The sequence below is a fragment of the Dietzia sp. 179-F 9C3 NHS genome (assembly GCF_045369825.1).
Taxonomy (GTDB): Bacteria; Actinomycetota; Actinomycetes; order Mycobacteriales; family Mycobacteriaceae; genus Dietzia.
Genome location: NZ_JBIQES010000006.1, coordinates 1 through 17,263, shown reverse-complemented (window position 1 = coordinate 17,263; position 17,263 = coordinate 1). Strand labels below are relative to the sequence as shown.

At 67.9% G+C, this 17,263-nt stretch carries 22 protein-coding genes and 1 pseudogene; 7 read left to right on the top strand and 16 right to left on the bottom strand.

The window, feature by feature from the left end:
• Nucleotides 1-83: 83 nt before the first annotated feature.
• On the bottom strand, nt 84-998 hold the full coding sequence (locus ACH0BZ_RS08715) for a hypothetical protein (RefSeq protein WP_406897760.1): 915 nt from the start codon (nt 996-998) through the stop codon (nt 84-86).
• Between the two features lie 400 nt (nt 999-1,398).
• On the opposite strand from ACH0BZ_RS08715, the gene ACH0BZ_RS08710 reads away from it, so the two are divergent.
• Complete coding sequence (locus ACH0BZ_RS08710; RefSeq protein WP_406897759.1) at nt 1,399-2,184, top strand: alpha/beta fold hydrolase; 786 nt, start codon at nt 1,399-1,401, stop codon at nt 2,182-2,184.
• On the opposite strand, the gene ACH0BZ_RS08705 is transcribed toward ACH0BZ_RS08710, so the two are convergent.
• From ACH0BZ_RS08705 to ACH0BZ_RS08695, 3 genes are all read right to left on the bottom strand, one after another.
• On the bottom strand, nt 2,181-2,957 hold the full coding sequence (locus ACH0BZ_RS08705) for a helix-turn-helix domain-containing protein (RefSeq protein WP_406897758.1): 777 nt from the start codon (nt 2,955-2,957) through the stop codon (nt 2,181-2,183). The two genes, ACH0BZ_RS08710 and ACH0BZ_RS08705, sit on opposite strands and share 4 nt — an antisense overlap.
• Before the next feature lie 701 nt (nt 2,958-3,658).
• Nucleotides 3,659-3,832, bottom strand: coding sequence for a hypothetical protein (locus ACH0BZ_RS08700; protein WP_406897757.1), 174 nt, complete (start codon nt 3,830-3,832; stop codon nt 3,659-3,661).
• An 82-nt stretch (nt 3,833-3,914) separates the two neighbouring features.
• Nucleotides 3,915-4,271, bottom strand: a complete 357-nt coding sequence (locus ACH0BZ_RS08695; protein ID WP_406897756.1) for a hypothetical protein — start codon at nt 4,269-4,271, stop codon at nt 3,915-3,917.
• Nucleotides 4,272-4,449: 178 nt separating this feature from the next.
• Here ACH0BZ_RS08695 and ACH0BZ_RS08690 point away from each other — a divergent pair, with 178 nt between their 5' ends.
• From ACH0BZ_RS08690 to ACH0BZ_RS08675, 4 genes are read left to right on the top strand one after another with little or no spacing between them, the layout of a single operon-like run.
• A complete protein-coding gene (locus ACH0BZ_RS08690) occupies nt 4,450-5,115 on the top strand; it encodes a hypothetical protein (protein ID WP_406897754.1) in 666 nt (221 codons plus the stop codon).
• Between the two features lie 34 nt (nt 5,116-5,149).
• The gene (locus ACH0BZ_RS08685) at nt 5,150-5,590 is read left to right on the top strand and encodes a hypothetical protein (RefSeq protein ID WP_406897752.1); all 441 of its coding nucleotides are present in this window, start codon (nt 5,150-5,152) and stop codon (nt 5,588-5,590) included.
• Nucleotides 5,587-6,159, top strand: coding sequence for a hypothetical protein (locus ACH0BZ_RS08680; protein WP_406897750.1), 573 nt, complete (start codon nt 5,587-5,589; stop codon nt 6,157-6,159). Before ACH0BZ_RS08685 ends, ACH0BZ_RS08680 begins: the two co-directional genes overlap by 4 nt.
• The gene (locus ACH0BZ_RS08675) at nt 6,156-7,109 is read left to right on the top strand and encodes a hypothetical protein (RefSeq protein WP_406897749.1); all 954 of its coding nucleotides are present in this window, start codon (nt 6,156-6,158) and stop codon (nt 7,107-7,109) included. Before ACH0BZ_RS08680 ends, ACH0BZ_RS08675 begins: the two co-directional genes overlap by 4 nt.
• Nucleotides 7,110-7,581: 472 nt before the next feature.
• Here the strand turns inward: ACH0BZ_RS08675 and ACH0BZ_RS08670 are convergent, their stop codons facing one another.
• Complete coding sequence (locus tag ACH0BZ_RS08670; RefSeq protein WP_406897748.1) at nt 7,582-8,415, bottom strand: recombinase family protein; 834 nt, start codon at nt 8,413-8,415, stop codon at nt 7,582-7,584.
• 380 nt (nt 8,416-8,795) lie between these two features.
• Here ACH0BZ_RS08670 and ACH0BZ_RS08665 point away from each other — a divergent pair, with 380 nt between their 5' ends.
• A complete protein-coding gene (locus tag ACH0BZ_RS08665) occupies nt 8,796-9,149 on the top strand; it encodes a hypothetical protein (protein WP_406897747.1) in 354 nt (117 codons plus the stop codon).
• Between the two features lie 371 nt (nt 9,150-9,520).
• On the top strand, nt 9,521-9,859 hold the full coding sequence (locus ACH0BZ_RS08660) for an Lsr2 family protein (RefSeq protein WP_406897745.1): 339 nt from the start codon (nt 9,521-9,523) through the stop codon (nt 9,857-9,859).
• A gap of 22 nt (nt 9,860-9,881) precedes the next feature.
• Here ACH0BZ_RS08660 and ACH0BZ_RS08655 read toward each other — a convergent pair whose 3' ends face one another.
• The 11 genes and pseudogenes from ACH0BZ_RS08655 to ACH0BZ_RS08605 form a co-directional block, all read right to left on the bottom strand.
• The gene (locus tag ACH0BZ_RS08655) at nt 9,882-10,025 is read right to left on the bottom strand and encodes a hypothetical protein (RefSeq protein ID WP_406897744.1); all 144 of its coding nucleotides are present in this window, start codon (nt 10,023-10,025) and stop codon (nt 9,882-9,884) included.
• 259 nt (nt 10,026-10,284) lie between these two features.
• On the bottom strand, nt 10,285-10,914 hold the full coding sequence (locus tag ACH0BZ_RS08650; protein ID WP_406897743.1) for a hypothetical protein: 630 nt from the start codon (nt 10,912-10,914) through the stop codon (nt 10,285-10,287).
• Between the two features lie 104 nt (nt 10,915-11,018).
• Complete coding sequence (locus ACH0BZ_RS08645; protein WP_406897742.1) at nt 11,019-11,381, bottom strand: hypothetical protein; 363 nt, start codon at nt 11,379-11,381, stop codon at nt 11,019-11,021.
• Between the two features lie 110 nt (nt 11,382-11,491).
• Entirely contained in the window at nt 11,492-11,944 is a 453-nt protein-coding gene (locus ACH0BZ_RS08640) for a hypothetical protein (RefSeq protein WP_406897740.1), read from the bottom strand.
• Nucleotides 11,945-12,478 (bottom strand): hypothetical protein, encoded by a 534-nt coding sequence (locus ACH0BZ_RS08635; RefSeq protein ID WP_406897738.1) that lies wholly within the window; start codon nt 12,476-12,478, stop codon nt 11,945-11,947.
• Between the two features lie 106 nt (nt 12,479-12,584).
• On the bottom strand, nt 12,585-12,923 hold the full coding sequence (locus ACH0BZ_RS08630) for a hypothetical protein (protein WP_406897737.1): 339 nt from the start codon (nt 12,921-12,923) through the stop codon (nt 12,585-12,587).
• 138 nt (nt 12,924-13,061) lie between these two features.
• Nucleotides 13,062-15,593, bottom strand: coding sequence for an RNB domain-containing ribonuclease (locus ACH0BZ_RS08625; RefSeq protein WP_406897735.1), 2,532 nt, complete (start codon nt 15,591-15,593; stop codon nt 13,062-13,064).
• Between the two features lie 70 nt (nt 15,594-15,663).
• The gene (locus ACH0BZ_RS08620; RefSeq protein ID WP_406897734.1) at nt 15,664-15,972 is read right to left on the bottom strand and encodes a hypothetical protein; all 309 of its coding nucleotides are present in this window, start codon (nt 15,970-15,972) and stop codon (nt 15,664-15,666) included.
• A gap of 269 nt (nt 15,973-16,241) precedes the next feature.
• Nucleotides 16,242-16,499, bottom strand: a complete 258-nt coding sequence (locus ACH0BZ_RS08615; RefSeq protein ID WP_406897733.1) for a WhiB family transcriptional regulator — start codon at nt 16,497-16,499, stop codon at nt 16,242-16,244.
• Between the two features lie 131 nt (nt 16,500-16,630).
• Nucleotides 16,631-16,807: a hypothetical protein gene (locus tag ACH0BZ_RS08610; RefSeq protein WP_406897732.1), complete on the bottom strand. Its 177-nt coding sequence runs from the start codon at nt 16,805-16,807 to the stop codon at nt 16,631-16,633.
• A 205-nt stretch (nt 16,808-17,012) separates the two neighbouring features.
• Nucleotides 17,013-17,263 (bottom strand): annotated as a pseudogene (locus ACH0BZ_RS08605) (hypothetical protein); the annotation flags it as partial.

Below are 17,263 nucleotides of genomic sequence, written 5' to 3'. Positions count from 1 at the left end.
CACAAAGAGAACCCACCCCTGGGAACCCTGCGGGATGGCTCATCGAGCCGTGCCGACGAGTGTAGACCACCGGAACCGGTCCGTCACCGGCTGCCGGCGCCGACACCGTCGGGAAGGCCGACGAGTTCGCCGTCCGGCCAGCGAGCAGCGCTGGGAGGAGGCTGCGCGGGACGCAGCACACTGCCCGAGTCCCCGTCGCGGTAGCTCTGCCACAGGCCTCGCAGATGCGTGAACGTGGCCCACTGCCTGTCGTAGGTGTCCGGGTTGATCAGCTGGGGCACCACCGCGCTGGGTGAGACCGCGATCGCGAGCAGATGGTCGGGCCGGGCGTAGGGCCAGCTCTCCCACACTCCCCTCTCGGTGTCTGTCACATGTTCGTCGGCGTGCAGGGCGTTGAGCAGCTGCATGCCCACGCTGGGCGAGAGCGGCTTGGTGAGGCCGTGCCGATCGTCCTTGGTCTTGAAATCGCCCACGTACAGCCGTCCTGCGGCGCGGAAGACGATGTCGAGTGTTCCAGCGACCTGCAATCCGTGGTTCCAGACGGTGACCTCGTTGGCAACGGCCTGGATGTCCCATCGCTGCCAGAAGTCCATGAGGACGTCGGCGAAGGCTCCCTCGCCGTGGGCGTCCAGGACGTCGCGCTTGTCGTCGACGGCGCCGGCGGAAACAGCACCAAGCTGCCACTTGCCGATGGCCTCGGCGAACTCATGCACACGGTCCCCGCGTTCTGCGGCGGCTCGTGCGACGAGGTCGGGAGTGGCGGAGATCGCGGCTCGTGCGGCGCGGGCCTGCGCTTCGCGGTTACGCCCCTTGGCTTTGGCGGCCTCCACGGCGCGGCCGATGTGGGGGTATCGCGTCAACAGAGCTTCACTGTCCTGCCGGATCCAGGCTGCGGTCGCGTCTTGGACGTGGGTCATCTGCCAGCGGGTGAGGCGTCCACAGTCCGGTGAGACGCCGGTTTCGGGGGCTGGCCCGGGGTCTCGAAGGTCGGGGGCCATGCCAATCACCGTGGTGATCGACGGGACCTGCGGTGGACTGCTGGTGGACCGGGCGTACATCCGGCCCCAGGGTGTGGTGTGTGCCAGGTGAGGGTCTGTCATCGGGTTCCTCGGGGTGGGCGATGGGGGCACCGTATCCCTCGGCCGTCCCGGCTGTGGTGTTCAACGGGGCTGGCCCTCGCCATCTCCTCGGCGAGGGCCAGCTTCCCCATGCAGTATTTCTCCGATGGGCTCGCAGTAACGTGAGCCTGTGCGACAGATTTCCCACCACGAGATACCTGAATCGCGCGTTAAGAATACAACGCAGACCCCACCCTCGCGATACGTACTGACATTGTGCACATTGGGAGTGCGGGTTAATTGTTTGCTGATCCGGCCGCAACTCTAGAAGGGGCCCTCAATGAATACCGCTGAGCTCGTCAACTACTCCGTCGAAGGCCAAGGCCCTGCCCTGGTGATGCTTCACGGCTTCTTCATGTCCACGGCGCTTTTCGATGGCCAGGCAGAGCGCTTCAAGGCAACCCACACTGTCGTACGGATCGACTCGCGCGGCCACGGCCAGACCCCGCACGGCCGGGCCGCCTACTCCTTTTGGGACCAAGCAGAGGACGTGCGGGCCGTCCTGGACGCCGAGGGGATCGACTCGGCGGTCGTGGTGGGCCATTCGCAGGGCGGGTTCATAGCGCTTCGCCTAGCCCTGGCGCATCCCGAGCGGGTCCGGGGACTGGTCCTGATCGCCAGCGAATCCGGGCCCTCCCCCGAGCCGGAACAGCGGGGGTACCAGGAACTGTTCGCGGCCTGGGACGCCCACGGCCCCGTCCCCGAGCTCACGGGGCCCCTGGCCGCGCAGATCATCGGAGACCCGCAGGTGGCAGAGCGTTGGTCCACCTACTGGCAATCGCGAAAGGGCATCCCCGTGGGGCCTGCCGGCGACTGCCTGCTCCACCGAGACGACATTACAGACCGGCTGGGCGAAATCGTCTGCCCAGCCCTGATGATCCGCGGCAGTCTCGACCAGGCAATCGACGCCGAGAGGGCACAACCGCTGATCGACGGACTGCCCGGACTAGAGGCCGCCGTGACGGTCCCCGGCGCCGCTCATGCTCCGCATGTGACGCACCCCCACGTCTGCGACCCAGCGATGGAGGTGTTCCTCGACGCTCTCGATCGCTGCGGCCGAGACTAAGCCCGAACGCCGAGGTACATCTGCCAACCCGCCGAGGCCGATGGCGGGCTCCACAGGTTGACGGTGAGCCCGAACTCGGTGCCGTCATCCGGGTCACAGATCCGCTGCACTGGGTCTTTTCGACCCAGTGCAGGGTCCCCCAATTCCCACATTTCGCGGAACTCGGAGATTTGTTCAAGCCTGGCGTAAACCTCGTCATATTCCGCCCTGATGGAATGTAGAGCGGCGAGCGAGCGCGACCATGAAACCGTTAAATGAGTTTCCTCAAACCAGTCGCACATAATGCGCTTCGCGTCGTCACATTCCAGTAGCCAATAGAGGACGTTCCCATAGTCCTCAATCCCCCGGAACACCCGACAGTATTCATTATTTGCGTAAAGGACATTCCAAGCGAGATCTACATATCCGGCCAAATGGGGACTCAGAGCGTCAACGTAAGCGCGTTGGCCCTCGGTGATCGTCGGCCGCTCCAGCTTCGTCGCAAGAGGGCGGGGCCCCTCACCGGCCAAGGCCAGAGCATGAGCGACCTGGTGGTCGGAGGCGCCTACGGCTGCGGTCAACGCGAGGACCAGGTCCGTGGAGACATTCTTGGCGGCGCCACGCTCGATTTTCTCCACGTACGAAGCAGAGCACTCCGCCAGCTTCGCGACCTCCTCGCGCGACATCCCCTTACGGCGGCGAGACTTCACTGCGTGCCGCAGCGGAACATGACTGCGATCAGTCCTCTCCCGAAGGTTCCGCAGATACGCCCCTAGCGTTTCTTGCTGCGCCACTCCGGTCACCTCTCAACATCGGCAAGCCATGTCATTCGCCGTCACAATATGGCCCCCCACAACACTATGGGCCACCCAGGTCTATATCGAGCAATTACGCCATGCGGAGTGCGCCGGCCAAGGAAGTGGATCAACCCTGCCCGGGTGGCGCAGCCGCGGATCGTCTGGCCGCGCGGGGAGTCTGGTCCCCCCGTGCCACACCCAACCCGCATCACTTCGGCTGTCGCACAACACAGCCACGTCCTCACCAATGGAGGCCGTGAGCCCTCGCTCGACGAACCACTGCCCTCGGTGGCTACCTTCGATCGTCGCCCACACCAGAGCTCCGGCGGACTCCTGCTCGCACCAGCGCGACAGAATCGACTCGGCGACCAAGTGCTGGGCGATCGTCTCCGCAGCCGCACCTGGCACGCAGGCAGCGATCTTCGGCATCGACGCACACGCCGTAGCGAAGGCATCGTGCGCCGGCCCCGGCTCCACCCACGGCAGATCATCACCGGAACCGGTGACCGAGGCTGCGAGATCCCCCGCCGGCGAGACCAGCTTGCACCTGTACTCCGCGCCGCTCACTTGCACGTCGATCGGCCGCCAGTGGGCACTGGGAACGTACCTGCCGGTGGCGGGGAGCATGACGAACTCGAGGTCGGCGGCAGGATGCACCACTTCTGGGCGGCCCGGCACAAACGGGGCCGCGGAGCCGGTCACGTGCCCACCTGGCTGAACCAGAGCGGCTCCGATCCCACCGCTGCGATACTGGGCGCCGACATCGGCTGTGCCCCGGCGGCCATGCCGAAGACGAGCATGACCATCGACAGGAGCACTCCTCCGAGCATCGCTGCCAGGATCACGATCGCGATGATTCTCTTCTTGTTCATCGAGGCCTTCCTGGTTGTGTCTGGCGGCCTGGTCAGCCGCAGGAGGCGTTGCGCATAGTGTCACGACAGTTCGTGCCGCAGATCAGATCGGCATCGTCCAGGCGCCCTCGCGCTTCTCCTTAGCGTCCTTGATGGCGGCGGCCACGCGATCCGCCCACTCTTCCGGGAAGTGCAGTGGAGCATCCACCGACGCCATGAGGGTCCCCGAGGAGTGGCTGCAACGCACGTCCTGGCCCGGGATCCACCACACCCAGGTGGTGGTGGAGGTGACGGCGACGGCCTCCCAGAATCCGGTGACCTTGCCGGCATCCCGGTGCGAGATGCGCACACCGCGGTCCTCGCCGACGTCGATCACGCGGCCGGTGAAGCGGCCCGGCAGTGCGGCGGCGAGATGGCGAGCGTGGTCCTTTTCCAGCAGCATCGCTGCGGTCGTGGGCATTGGAGGTGTCCTTTCACGTGTTGGTGTCCACTGCGGTCGCAGCGGGTGACTCGACGATCCCACCCGTGGTGCGAGATGCAGCATCCGTGAGCCCCACGCCTGGACAGGTTGTGCTCGCCGGGCTCTTGCCGCTGCCTCAAGCAGGGTTTTGAGGTCACAGGCCGGTAATGTGGCGGGCATGTCTGAGGGCCAGATGAGGTTGGCTGAGTTCGCCGCCACCCGCCGGCGCGAGCTGGGCTTGTCATATGAGCAAGTCCAGCAGCGCGGTGGCCCCTCAGATACCCGCATGCGCGCCATCGAGAACGGCACAGGGCCCGCCCTTCGGTCCTCCACACTGGCCAAGATCGACGCCGCGCTGAGGTGGGCCGAAGGGTCCTCGCAGGCCGTGCTCAACGGTGGCGAGCCCACGCCCCTGCAGGACGCAACATCGGTCGCTGACCCCCTCGCCCTCGACGAGGGCAGCTTCGCCGTCTCCAACGACGAGATCGCCGCCATGGTGGCCAGCCTCCGCCAGCTCGACCACGAGTTCCAGACCGTCAACAACGCGGTCGTCGCCGACCCCGGGCTCCATGGCGCCTATCTGCACCACACCTCCGTGGTCTCCACCATCGTCGGCCACTGGGTGACCAGCCTGCTCGAGAGGAACGTGCGGGAGGGTCAACCACTGCCGCCGATGCTGGAACTGGCACTGGGCCCCTACCTGGATGCCGAGATGGTCCACGACCGCTCAGACTTCGAGGAACAGCAGTATCGACGGTGGCTCGCGGGAAGAAGCGTCACTATCAGCGCAGCTCAACGCTCCACGTTCCTCAAACGCCTCGACCGCGCTACCCGCGCTACCTGACCTCGACAGAGCCACGATCCAAGGAGGACGCCCCGTGTCACACGATGACAAGGCGCCACGGGCCGAATCCGCGCTGCCCACTATCTCCGAGCGCTTGAACATGGCCCTGTCCTTGCTCTACCCGGACGCAGACGACCTCGACACCGCTGTCGCAGACCAGGTGTCTGCCACCTCCCCGGCGACTGTCACCGCCTCCCACATCGCAGCCCTACGCGCCGGTGACGTCAACGCGGTGCCAGCGGAAGTCGTCGACGCCGTCGTGGGGTCGATCCAGCTGTCCCGAGAGCTTCTGTTCGGTGATGACCCGGAGATCGTGCTGCCCGCGTGGGCGAGCCTGCAGGCGCTACGAGAGCTTCAATCCACCACTCCACGCCTCGTGCAGCTCAGGTCCGGGGCAGAGCTGAGCCCTCAGGCTCGCGACGACCTTCTACGCTTGCTCAACCCTCGTCAACGGAACGGACGGCCCGACCGGTGACCCGCCGTCCCCCACCGAGGAGCGAGCCGCAGCAGATCGCGGCGGAGATGGTCGAGGAACTGCCCTTCCGGCGCCCCTGGGACATCGACGAGTTCACCGCGGCTGTCGGCCTGCGCACCGGCAAGCCCATCACCGTCGAACCCCTGCCGGCTTCTCTCCAGGACGAGATCACCGGACTCTGGGTCCCCGACCCCCACATCAACCGGATCTACGTCACCACCCGCGGAGACATGTCCTACCAGGAACACATCCGGTGCCACGAACTGGCGCATGTCGTCCTCGCCCACGCTGGTCGCGACGAACTCGACGCCGACTCCTACCGGGCACAGCTGTCGCGCATCGCCCCCAACTTGCCGGCGGCCTTCCTTGACCAGCTCGGCCCGGCCCGGGTGTGTTTCGCCGCCCGCGCCTCGTACCTGTCCGAGCTCGAGCAGACCGCCGAGTGGATGGCCACGCTGATCCAGGCTCGCGCTGACACCATGCGCGGCAACGTCTACCTCGACGGCCACGACACCAGCTCCTATGCCATCGCCGAACGACTGCTCAATGTCCTGGGGTGGAAGTCGTGACCGCCACTGTGGTCGTCACCGCCATCTGCCTCATAGTGGTCTACGTGGCGGTCCGACGGTTCGCCACGCTGCGGACAGCGGGCCCTCTCGCCCACTACCTTTCCGCTGCCCTGCTGTGCTTCGGACTCGGCAAGCTCGCTCGCACCCCCGTGATCTCCGACGACTGGATCGACGGCTGGTTCCACTCCTGGTCCGGCGTCTGGAACATCACCGACCTCGCCGGCATGTCGCTGGGCGTCGCTGGCGCGATCTTCCTCGTCCACGCCGTCGCAGGCATCGTCGGCCGGCCCTTCCCGACCTGGGCGCTCCCCGGCACGATTGCGATGGCCTGGGCAAGCCTAGGCATCACCTTTGCGATGTCCCCGGTACCGCACGCCCCAACCGCGTTTATGACTCGGGACTTCCCGCTGACCGGCTGGTTCGCCGCCTACTGGCTGATCTACCTGACCTACCTCGGGATCCCGTCGCTCAACATCGCAGTGCTCGCGAGTAAAGCCGCCAAGGTGTTTCGACGGGGCACGGCCCACACAGCCGTGCTGTCGGTCGCAGCGGCGGGCTTCGGCGGCTTCCTGTACGTGCTGCACAAGGTGATCAACTTGGCCGCCGAGAACTTCGACGTGCTGCCCTGGTACGCCGACAACGCCCCGACGATCTCGCTGCTAGTGCTGTTGCCCACGCTGCTCATCCCAGCGTGGGGACTGCTGCTGATCCTCAACGCTGCCACACAGGTCAGGCTTGCCCGGCTTTCGCTTCTGCGATCGCGGCTCGCGGAGTGGGAAGCGGTGCACGCCGGCGACCCTGATGTCGCTCTGGACCGCTCTCTACTGCCGTCACGGAACTCGTGGGCCTTGTGGAAGGCCACGCAGGACCCGGTGACGACGAACCGGATGCTCATCGAGCTCGCCGACTCGGCTACCACCAGCGCGCCCGTGGAGTCAGGCCGGTCCTGAGTACGGACTGTCCGCCTGCGCGTCCTGTCCCTCCCCGTTGCACGGGTGTGCCGGGGCTGCTGGTGCCCGCGCCACCGCAGTCCCCGCTTGCACTCATCGTGTGCCACTCCCCTACGGGGCCGTGCTCCCCTGTGGGGCCATCCTCCCCAATGGGGCCATCCTCCCCTATGGGGGCTGTTGCCCCTTTGGGGTGTACCACCCCTGTAGCGGGTACGTCACCACTGGTGCCTGTGGTGCCATTGACACCACTGGTGGGTCGTTTCTGGAGTGACTGAGGCGCCATGATTATGCGCCCCTGACCTGCGGCTACTGGATTACGGCAGGCGAGTCGAGTCGCGGTCGAACAATGCCCGCTCTGCAATCAACGTCGTTCACATACGGGAACGCCTGATCGAATCGACCGCCGCTTATGACCTGCGCCGCGCCAGCGCCGGACTGTCGTTCGCCTCTTCCTGGGCGGGTACGCGCGGGGCTAGCTCGCCTCGTAGTCGCGGTCGTCGAGATCTCCGTCGAGGTCGACCACCTCGGCGTCGTCGGCGGGATCGCGGTCCAGACCGCTGCTACCGTCTCGGGGAAGCCGGTACTTGTCGTAGAAGGCGTTGTCGCCTCTCTCGTCTGCCTCGCGCTTGTCGGCGAAGAACCGGTAGGCGGTGCGGGGGGCCACCTTCGCAATCGCCGCGGCGGTCTCGACCGACTCCGCCTTCTCTAGTCGCCACTTGATCAGCAGCCGCGCCTTTTCCCTGGTCACGGCCTCCTTTCGGCCACCGGTGCGGCCGCGGGCGCGAGCGGCGGCCAGCCCTGCTTGTGTCCGTTCAATGAGGAAGTCCCGCTCCAGCTCTGCCAGCGCGGCGAGCATGATCAGCATCAGCTTGCCCTGGCTGGTGGCGGTGTCCATGCCCAGGTTGAGCACTACGAAGCGGACACCGTGCTCGGCGAAGGCGTTGGTGATGCGGAGGGTGTCGATGACGCTGCGGCCAAGGCGGTCGAGATGGGTGACGATGACCGTATCCCCCGGCTGGAGGGAGTAGCACATCTTCTGGAATTGCGGCCTCTTCAAGCTCGCCCCGGAGTAGCGGTCGCTGTAGAAGTCGGTGCAGCCGGCGTCGCGGAGGGCGTCGATCTGTCGATCCAGGTTCTGGTCGGTCCGGCTCACCCTCGAGTAGCCGACCGTTCTGCCCGTCAGGGGGACCTCTGTTTCGGGGAGGTTCGCGGGGCGGACGGTCGTTTTTCGGGCGAATAGCTCCTTGAAGGGGCTGTCGGCAGGCGCCGTCGCGCCGTGATCGGCTGCGTTTTGGGTACTCGCCATGTCGGACTCCTCTTCTTCGGCGCTCTGCGGGGCTCACACTGCCACAACTCGTCATTACCGGCGATTTCCTGCGGCAACACGATTGGCAGTCGAATCACCTGCACCGACGGTATCTGCTGGGTCCGACAAATCTGCCTGCCGCAATCGCTCGTTTGCGGCAGGGGCCCGACCCCGGCTTCAGCCCCCAGATTCCTTACTGGGCTACCCCTAGACTACGGGTAGGACGTGTCGTAGTGCTACCGCCGTCCCATCCGATAGATCTCGCTCTAGCCTTATCTGTAGCGGTATCGGACGCTAGAATCGAAGGCGGCAGCGCGGACAGGGCGCGGCACCCGAGGGGTCGACACCACGCCCCCCCACTCCGAGGAGATGAACGAGCAATGAGCAAGAGCGACTACTACCGGAAGCTGAGTGCCCGAGTCGACCAGGAGCCGATCACCGTCATCGAGATGCGCGAGCTCCGCGACATCTTCGGCGCGACCCGGCTCGGCGCGGCTGTCACCGAGGGCATCGCCAAAGATCTCGCCGGCTACGGCATTGGCCATCTCCCGGACCCGCTGCCGCTATACCAGGACGAGGAGGTCCGCCTGTTCCGCCGCGGGACCCGTCTGGCTGATCTCATCGAAGCCGTCACCGAACCCAGTGGCGGCGGTGACGAATTGCTCGCCGCGTACGCAAACAACTCCGACGGACAGATTGTCGAAGCGCTCCGGGCGCTTCTCGACGGCCACTGATTGGCTGGCCCCCGCTGGCCTTACACAGGGCGCCCGAATCAACTGGTCTGAGTTATTACTATTCTTCCGAATAGGTCACCTTCCCGGCCTTAGCCACTTGTGCCAAATGCGCCGTTTTAGGCACGTCACTACACCGATAGAGCGTACGCTGCGGTGGCCCGAATCCAGCCTGCCCCTGACGGAGCACCGCTCCCCTGCCGGAGCGCCACGGCACCATAACGGCATGTAGACGCGCTCTAGTCGAGGCCTTGTGACCGAGCGCGGGCACTGGGCAACGCTGGGCCTAATGAAGTCACCCACCGATTATGGAAATCGTCGTACCATATCCAACACGCCTTAGGACTTACCCCTCAACAGGAAAGGCGGCCATTATGTCGCGGCGTGTTCTGCCGGTGTTCACCGACGATCTTGACGGTTCTATAATCGACGATCCGAACCATTCTCCGACCCGCCTTGCGATTGACGGAAAGGAGCTAGAAATAGACCTTTCCGCACCCAATAGGGACCAGCTCCTCGCGGCCCTGGCCCCCTACATCGAGAACGCCCGCCGCGTCACCGGCACTCGCCGGCGCCGCGCGGCTGCCCGGCCTGCAGCTGGGCGCGACAAGCGGCTCAAGATCCGCCAGTGGGCCGCGGCAAACGGGTACGAGGTGGCGAGCCGAGGACGCATCGCGGCCGACATCGTCGACGCCTACGAAGCCGCGCGCTAGCGCGTCGGACAGCAAGGCCCGGTCAAGCTGCGCCGGGCTGGTCTGGCCGGTCGACGAGCGCTCCGTACACCTCTCGGAGGAGATCGTCGTAGCCGTAGCCGTAGTAGCCGGCGACGAGGAGAGCTTCCCGCTCGTCGCGTCGAACCTGGTCGTCGTCCCGATCCACCGGGCCCGCCCCCTTCACGCTTCGGAACTCGTGTGCACCCGATCAACTTTATGCCCCGGTTCGGGGCCAGTCACGTCCACGCAAGGGCTTCTGTGGTCTGCTGCTCGGGTTCGGCGAGCCGGGCCCTCGGCCAGGCCTCGAGCCGCCGCATGCGGGCTAGCTCTGCGCGGGCGATGTCGCGATGCTCGACGGGGGTTTGGCCGTGGGCCCACTGGGTGGCGATGTCGACGTCTTGCCTCGACCGGCGATGGGCATGACGTCACTTCCCCTGGTCGAAGCGCTTTTTCACCCTGTCGAGCAACGCCATGGCCGCCGCGTTTTGGACAACGATGAGGAGGAAGTTGCCGGCTTGGTCTAGGACCATTGCGACGACCTCGGGGCCCGCCGCATCCACGATCCCAACAGCGACGTGGGTCGTTATCCCGGCAGTGAAGAGCCCGGCCAGGTCCGCGACTCTCCGGGGCGGCGATGAGACCGGCGCGGCCGGGAAGTCCTCGAGAGCGCGCGTGAGCGCTGGAGCGTCATCCTCGCGTTGGGCTTGCCGGCAATACAGATGCGCGAGTTCCGATAGCTCTGCCTTGAGTGGGGACGGGAACTCGACTACCTCACCGTCTCTCCGGTCGTCCCTTCGGTGGTACCGCTTGCCATCCACTGTGTCGAAGGTGCTGGTGACACTCCCCCCGAGGTAGCGGAACTGCTGATCGAGCAGCTGCCTGGCAGGGTCCGGCCGGCCCGATTTGAGGGCTTCGCCCGCTTGAGTGGACTCCTCATCGCCTTCGAGGGACACAACGCGGACAGCGACGTCCTCACCCCCGATGGTGAGGGTGGCGCTGATCTGCGACTCCCAGTGCCGTGCTCCGCCGGCGAACGTCTGCTTCTTCGTGGCCATGCTCCCCACCCTAAGCCCAGCTCGTTCCGTCGTCGTAGCCCTTGTCTGGCACGGGGAAGGGGCTGCGCCACGTAGAGCGCAGCCCCTCAGAGGTGCCGGGCCGATCAGTCCAGGCCGACGGCCGTGATGCGCCCGATGGGGATGCGGCGGTCGTTGGCGAACTGCACGGTCAGGTGGTCGACGCCGACGATGTCACCGATGAAGGCGTAGTGCTCGCCGCAGGAGTTGCGGGCGATGACGACCGCGTTGACGCGGCCCCAGTGGGCGCCGATCCGGTCGGTGATCAGGCGGGGCAGCTGATCGCGGTGGTCCTGGTCGTCGAGCGCGATGCGAAGGGAGTGCGGCTTCTGGGCGGCGAGGTTGTGGGCGGCGGCTGTGGAGCGCTGGGGGCAGGTCTCGACGGTGGCGGTGGGGTCGATGTCGGCGCTGTGTCCGGCGATGGTGGCGAAGGCGGTGGTGGCGTACATGGCGGGCTCCTGGCTGGGGTGGGTTCGTGTTGTGTCCCCACGATCTCCCGGCCTTTTGGAGATGCAGCAGGCCGCAGACGCCCGCGCGGTGTGCCGCTACCGCTCTCCAGCTACTGCCCCCAGGTGACGGCGAGGGACGGGAGGCGCATGGCGGCGCGGCCGACCACCGTTAGCCACCATGACTCGGGCAGGACGCGCCCGTCGGGCAGGACGCGCCAGCCGGAGGTTCGTAGTCCGTCGATGGTGGTTTCCGGGTAGATGCGGGCTTCGGCGCCGGCGGCGAGGCGGTCCACCCACGCGGTGGTGTACTGCACTAGGGCGTCGACCTCGATGATCGCCCACTCGGGTAGACCTCGTGTGTCCCATCGCTGGACGGTGCGGGGGGCGATCTGCAGCCACATGGCGATGTCGGTGGTGGTTAGCCCCAGGGCGGCGCGGATCGTGCGGAACGTCGCCCCGTCGATGGCGGCTGGCTCGGTGCCCCGGTCTGCCCGCTCGGGGGCGGGCAGCTCGGGGATGGTCCAGACGTGGGGTGGCCCCCACATGGGGAACTGCTCGATCATTTAGCGCTCCTCGTGGGCGCTGGCGCGGCGGACCGTGAACGGCGCCGACGGGGTGAGGTCGCCGACCACGGTCCAGCCCGCGGCGTTCAGGGCCGCGATAGCGCGGGCGGTGTGGGCGTCGGTCCAGTCCTCGATGTCGAGGTTGTCGGCGTCGGGCAGGCGCCCGTCTCGGATGCGTACGGCGATGGTGTCGACCTGCCCGGCGGGGCTGCTGATGACGATGCTCGCGTCGTAGACCTCGACGGTGGTGTTGGTGTCGCCCAGGTCTTCGACGAAGTGGGTGTCTCCGGTCTCGGTGAACTGGGCGGTGAGCTCGTCGTAGGCGGCGTCCTGCACCGCGGCCCAGAACTCGACGGTGGTGGCGGTGCAGGTGAAGCCGGCGTCCTGGATGTGGCCGTGAGCGGGGCCGTAGGTGAAGCAGGCGTCGACGATGGTGTCGAGGTTGTACTCGCTGGCCTGGGCGTTGCCGCCGGCCTCGATCGCTTCGGTGATGTGGTCGCGGACGTCGTCGCGGGTGGTGAAGGTCTGGGACATGTCGGCCTCCTGCCGTTGTGGGATTGGCCTGGTGCCAGTTCCCTGTCGTCTTGTCGTCCACGCTAATCGGCGGCCCGGCCGGTGCCGCAGCATTCGGCTCGGAGGGTCAGTTGATGCCGACGGCGACGAGGCGGTGCAGGGGCGCGCGGGCGCCGGTGGTGAACTCGATGGCCATGCCGGTAGCTGCCCTGATCTCTCCGTCGAAGGCGAGCAGGCGTCCTTGGCGGGAGGTGACGACGACGGTGCCGTAGACGGGGCGACCGTGCTCGGCGAGCCTCTTGTCGATGAGGTCGCGGGCTTCGTCGCGGCCGGTGAGGTTGGTGTGCTCGACGGTGACCGCGTGCAGGTGGCGGCGCAGGATGCGCAGGACGTCGGCGAAGCTCGAGCAGACGGTGCGGTGGACCGGCATGGGGCCGGAGGGGTTGGGGACGGGCTGGGCGGTCATGGCGGGGCCTTCCGGGCGGGGGTGGGTTCTGCCCGGCCAGCGTCTCCCCGAGGGGTCGGGGTGTGGTGTTGCGGCGATCGCCCGCCTCGCCGCGGCCGCGAGCGGAGTGGACAGCCCCCCCTTGTGTCCGCGCGGGTTCTAGGTGATGGCGAACAGGCGCTGCACGAGGGCTAGGGAGGCGGCTGCGCGCGCGGTCTTCTGGTTGGTGCCGGCGCCGGTGTCAGTGAGTTCGCCGACGGGAGTGGTGATGGTGATGGTGGTGGTGAAGCCGCCGTCGATGGGCGCGGTATCGACGTGGGGCGCTCCGCTGTGCAGGGCTGCGGCGAGGTTGTTGATCCAGGCTGTCGGCGATTTCACGGCGTTGCGGTACTTGCGTGCCCGGTCGGTGGGGGTGGCGCCCAGGACGGCGGCGAGGTCGTTGTTCTGGCGCACCAGCTCGGGTACGTCGGTGTGTGCGAGGGGGCGGGCCGCGTTGGTGACGTCGGCTGGTGTCGACGGCAGGGAGCTGGCCGGTGGCGGGGTGGGTGACGGTGCTACAGCGCGTGGCGCCCCTTCGTCGGCGCTGGCGGGGGCGTCCTGGTCCGCGCGGGCGGGTGGTTCGGGCACTTCGGGTTCGTCCTCGGCGGAGCCGGCAGGGGTGAAGCCTGCGATGACGCCCACCAGCTCCCACAGCGCCTGCTGCATGGCGGCCTTCTTGACGGTGCTGGAGTGCCAGCGGGTGAGCCACTGCTCGTGGTGGGCGCGGATCGCGAACACCGGGGCGTGGGGCTGGCCGAACTGGCGGACCTGCATCTCCGGGGATCCGGCCGGGGCGTCGGCGAGCTGCTGCCAGACTGACAGCACCGAGTTCGCCGAGTGTGGGGCGGTGGCGCGCAGCGTGGCGACCAGCTCGCCCAGCAGGGGCCGCCACCGGCCGGTGTCATCGGCCAGCAGAGCCGCCACGACCGGGGCTTCGAGGTCGCCGCCTGCGGCGCGGCGGCGCAGTTCGTCCGCCAACTCGTCCTCGCAACCGGCGGGGTCGGCGATCAACGCACGGGCGGTGCGCAGCCACTCCCGGCCGGACAGCGCCTGCAGGTCCACCAGTTGCGCGGGCTCGGCGGCGGCCGGGGTGGCCGGCCGCTGCGGGTCGGGGCCCGCGTCTGGGGCGGCAGGCGGCGGAGTGGGGGTGGCCGGGGCTCGTACTCCGGCCAGGATCTCCACGAGTTCCCACAGTGCCTGCCGCTCGGCCAGTTTCTTCGATGCCCCGGTGGTCCACGAGGACGTTACGCCCGCGAACGTCACCTGGGCGGTGAAGGTCGGCAGGTGGGGCGGGCCGGACTGCCGGTAGTCGAGCTCTGGCGATGGGTGCGGGGTCTCCTCGTTCTGGTTCCAGGCGGAGATCGCCGACGCTGCGTACTGCGGAGTGAGCTGCTGGGCGGTGGCGAGGATCTGCTCGAGCAGGCCCGTCCACCCCTGCCCGGTGGCCCGCATGATCACGGCGAGCTGGCCGCCGTCCAGATCGCCGGCCTCGGCTCGGCGGCGCAGCTCCGCGGCCAGCCCGTCGGGCAGGGCGGTATCGGCGGCGATACGTAGGACACGCAGCCAGTCGCGGCCGTGGGTGCGCGAGTAGTCGCCGGCCGCGATGGTCGTGGTGGCCTGCCGGCGTCGGGTCGCGGACGCCGCGGCCGACTTCTGGGCGGACTGCTTCCGCACGGTGCGGTTGATCGTTTCGGCGAGGTCGTCTAGCTCTGCCGGGGTGTACGGCGGCTCGGCGCCGTCGATGTGGGCCAGCACCTGGCGTTGGGTGACTAGGTCGGCGTAGCGGCGCAGCGGCGAGGTGGCGTGGGCGTAGGCGGGCAGCTGGAGCCCGAAGTGCCCGCGGGCGACGGGCTGGTAGGTGGCGGGCCGCAGGGTCTGGTTGATCCTGGTGGTGAGTGCCTGCACGTCGTCCGGGCCCATGGCGGGGTGGGCGGACAGTTCGGCGTTGATGTCGGCGAGCAGGTCGCCGGCGGGCGGGGCGACTGCGGACCGTGCATGGTTGCGGAACAAGATCGGCAGGTCAAGGCCGATGGCCCAGCGTGCCAGCGTCGCGTTGGCCGCCACCATCAGCTCCTGCACGATGAGGTAGGCGGCCGGCACCTGGTTCGACGGCAGGGCCACCAGGCGGCCTTCCTCGCTGGTGATCATGCCGCGGAGGGCGTCGAACACGGCGAACGCGCCGGCGGCCCGGCGGCCGGCGATCAGGGTGCGGGCCAGCCGGTAGGCGGCGTGGATCTGCTCGCGTTCGGGGTCGTCGGAGTCCGGGGAGAGCGCGGCGCCGACCTGCTGGTGGGTGTAGGGGATGGTGTCGCCGGCGGGCAGAAATGCGCGGGAGATCTCCGAGGAGAACAGCTCGCCGTTGGGTGCGAACCGCATGGCGATGGACAGGGCCGGTCGAGGCTCGGTGGGCGACAAAGTGGCGGCGGCCTCGAGTTCGCGTCCGAGCATGGGCCTGACTTCGTTGCGCAGGTAGAGGGTGTGGACGCGAGAGAGTGCGACCCGGTCTTCCGGGGAGCCGACAGGGATGGCGTCGGCGACGGCGGCGACATACACGGTGGCGTCCCAGCCGTACTCGTCTTCTGTCACCGTCACCGCGTCGTCGCGGTCGAGGCTGCCTGCCCCGTCGATCATCAGCGCCGTCATGGTCGCCATGCTGCCACCTGGCGTTTCAGGTGTGTCGTCCGGAACCGGACCCGGGGTCGGGTCCGGTTCCGGCCGGTGTTCACACGGCGCGAGCGACCGCGTTCACCGTGGCCAGGGCGCGCATCTGCTCGTCGGTGAGCGAGGCGAGCAGCCGGCGGGTGACGCGGCCGCCGTGGGCCGCGCGGCCCAGGAGGTACGCGGTGTGGTCCTCGCGCAGGGCGTCGTCATCCCACACGAGGTAGGAGCGCCCCTTGGGCTTGCCCTTGGAGCGGGCCCAGTCGGAGCGCACGGCGCCGTCGAACTGCATGAAGACCGGGATGGCGCCGTTGACGTCGAAGCGTCCGTCGTAGATCGCGGCGGTGAGCGTGCTGGTGTCGAGTGCGGTCATGGTGGGCCCTCCTTTCAGGGCGTGCCGAGGGGGGATACGAAACGGCGCCCCACCCGGTGTCCGGGTGGGGCGCCGCGAGGTGCTGGGTGTCAGCGTCAGGCGTTGGGGTGCCTGCCTCGCGGCGGGTGGATGTGGGCACGCTTCGGTGACCACGGGGTGGGCTGGATGTAGTGCGGATAGGTCATCGTCGGTGCTCCTTTCTCGTCGCGGGCGGGGCTGGTGTTCCGGTCAAGTATCGAAGGGGCGGGGCGGTCTGCAGCAGATGCCGGTCAGGAGCCCTTGCCGAAGCGAAGGCCGGCCCAGATGCCGGTTCGTCTGCTCGGCTTGCTGGAGAGAACGGCTTCTCTGCAGTTGGCCAGGACGGGGCAGGTCTTGCAGATGGAGGCGGCCTTGCGGAAGCGGTTGAGGTAGCGGGCGCGGGACTCGCCTTCGCCTCGTGCATCGAACAGTGGGGCCATGCCTGCGCAAGCGGCTCCGGACAGGCTGGGGCCCCTACTGATTTCCTCGAGCAGGCTCTGGCGTGACATGGGCGTCCTCCAGGGTCGTGTGTGGTGCCTCTACTGTCGCGCGCACTTGTGTCGCAGCCCGAGGATGCGGTGGGAAAACGACGGCCGCCCCGGCCCGCGCGGGCGGACAGGGGCGGCCGCGGGTTGGGGGGTCAGCGCCCCGGAGCTAGCCCGGCGTGGCGGATGGCGTCCTGGACCTGCGGCGGGAGGCCGTGCCAGATTCCGTCGTTGTTGACTGCGGTGGCGACAAGGCTCCAGCCGCCGACAGCGGCACTGAGGGAGCCGATTGCTGCGGCGGTGCCTAGGAGGATCACACCGAGTTCTGCCATGGGTTTCTCCGATCTTGAGGGCCCGCCTGCCATCGGAGGCGGACAGCCAGGGTGTCCTGCGAGAAGGATGTTACCGGTGTTGCGTGTCGGGCTGGGTATCTATCACGGCCGGATGGAGGTGGGGTGGGCCTGAAATGCGGTCCGGGGCTGAACCCTTTGCGGGTTCAGCCCCGGTGTCAGCAGGTAGGTGCCGGCGTTGTGGTTGTCAGTAGCCGACGGTCCGCACCGGAATCTGGTGCTGCGGCGGCAGGTGCGGGTTGAGGCCGTTGGCGACGAAGTTGTTCGCCTCCACCGAGCCGATGATGGCCCGGTTCTGGACGTCGGTGGCCCACGCCTGGGCGCCCTGCACGGCGACCGGGTTGGAGGCGACGGCGGCGCCAGTGCCGAGGCTGGCGGCACCGCCGGCGACAGCGGCGCCGGTGCCGGCGGCCGGCACCCAGATCGGGGCGGTAGCGG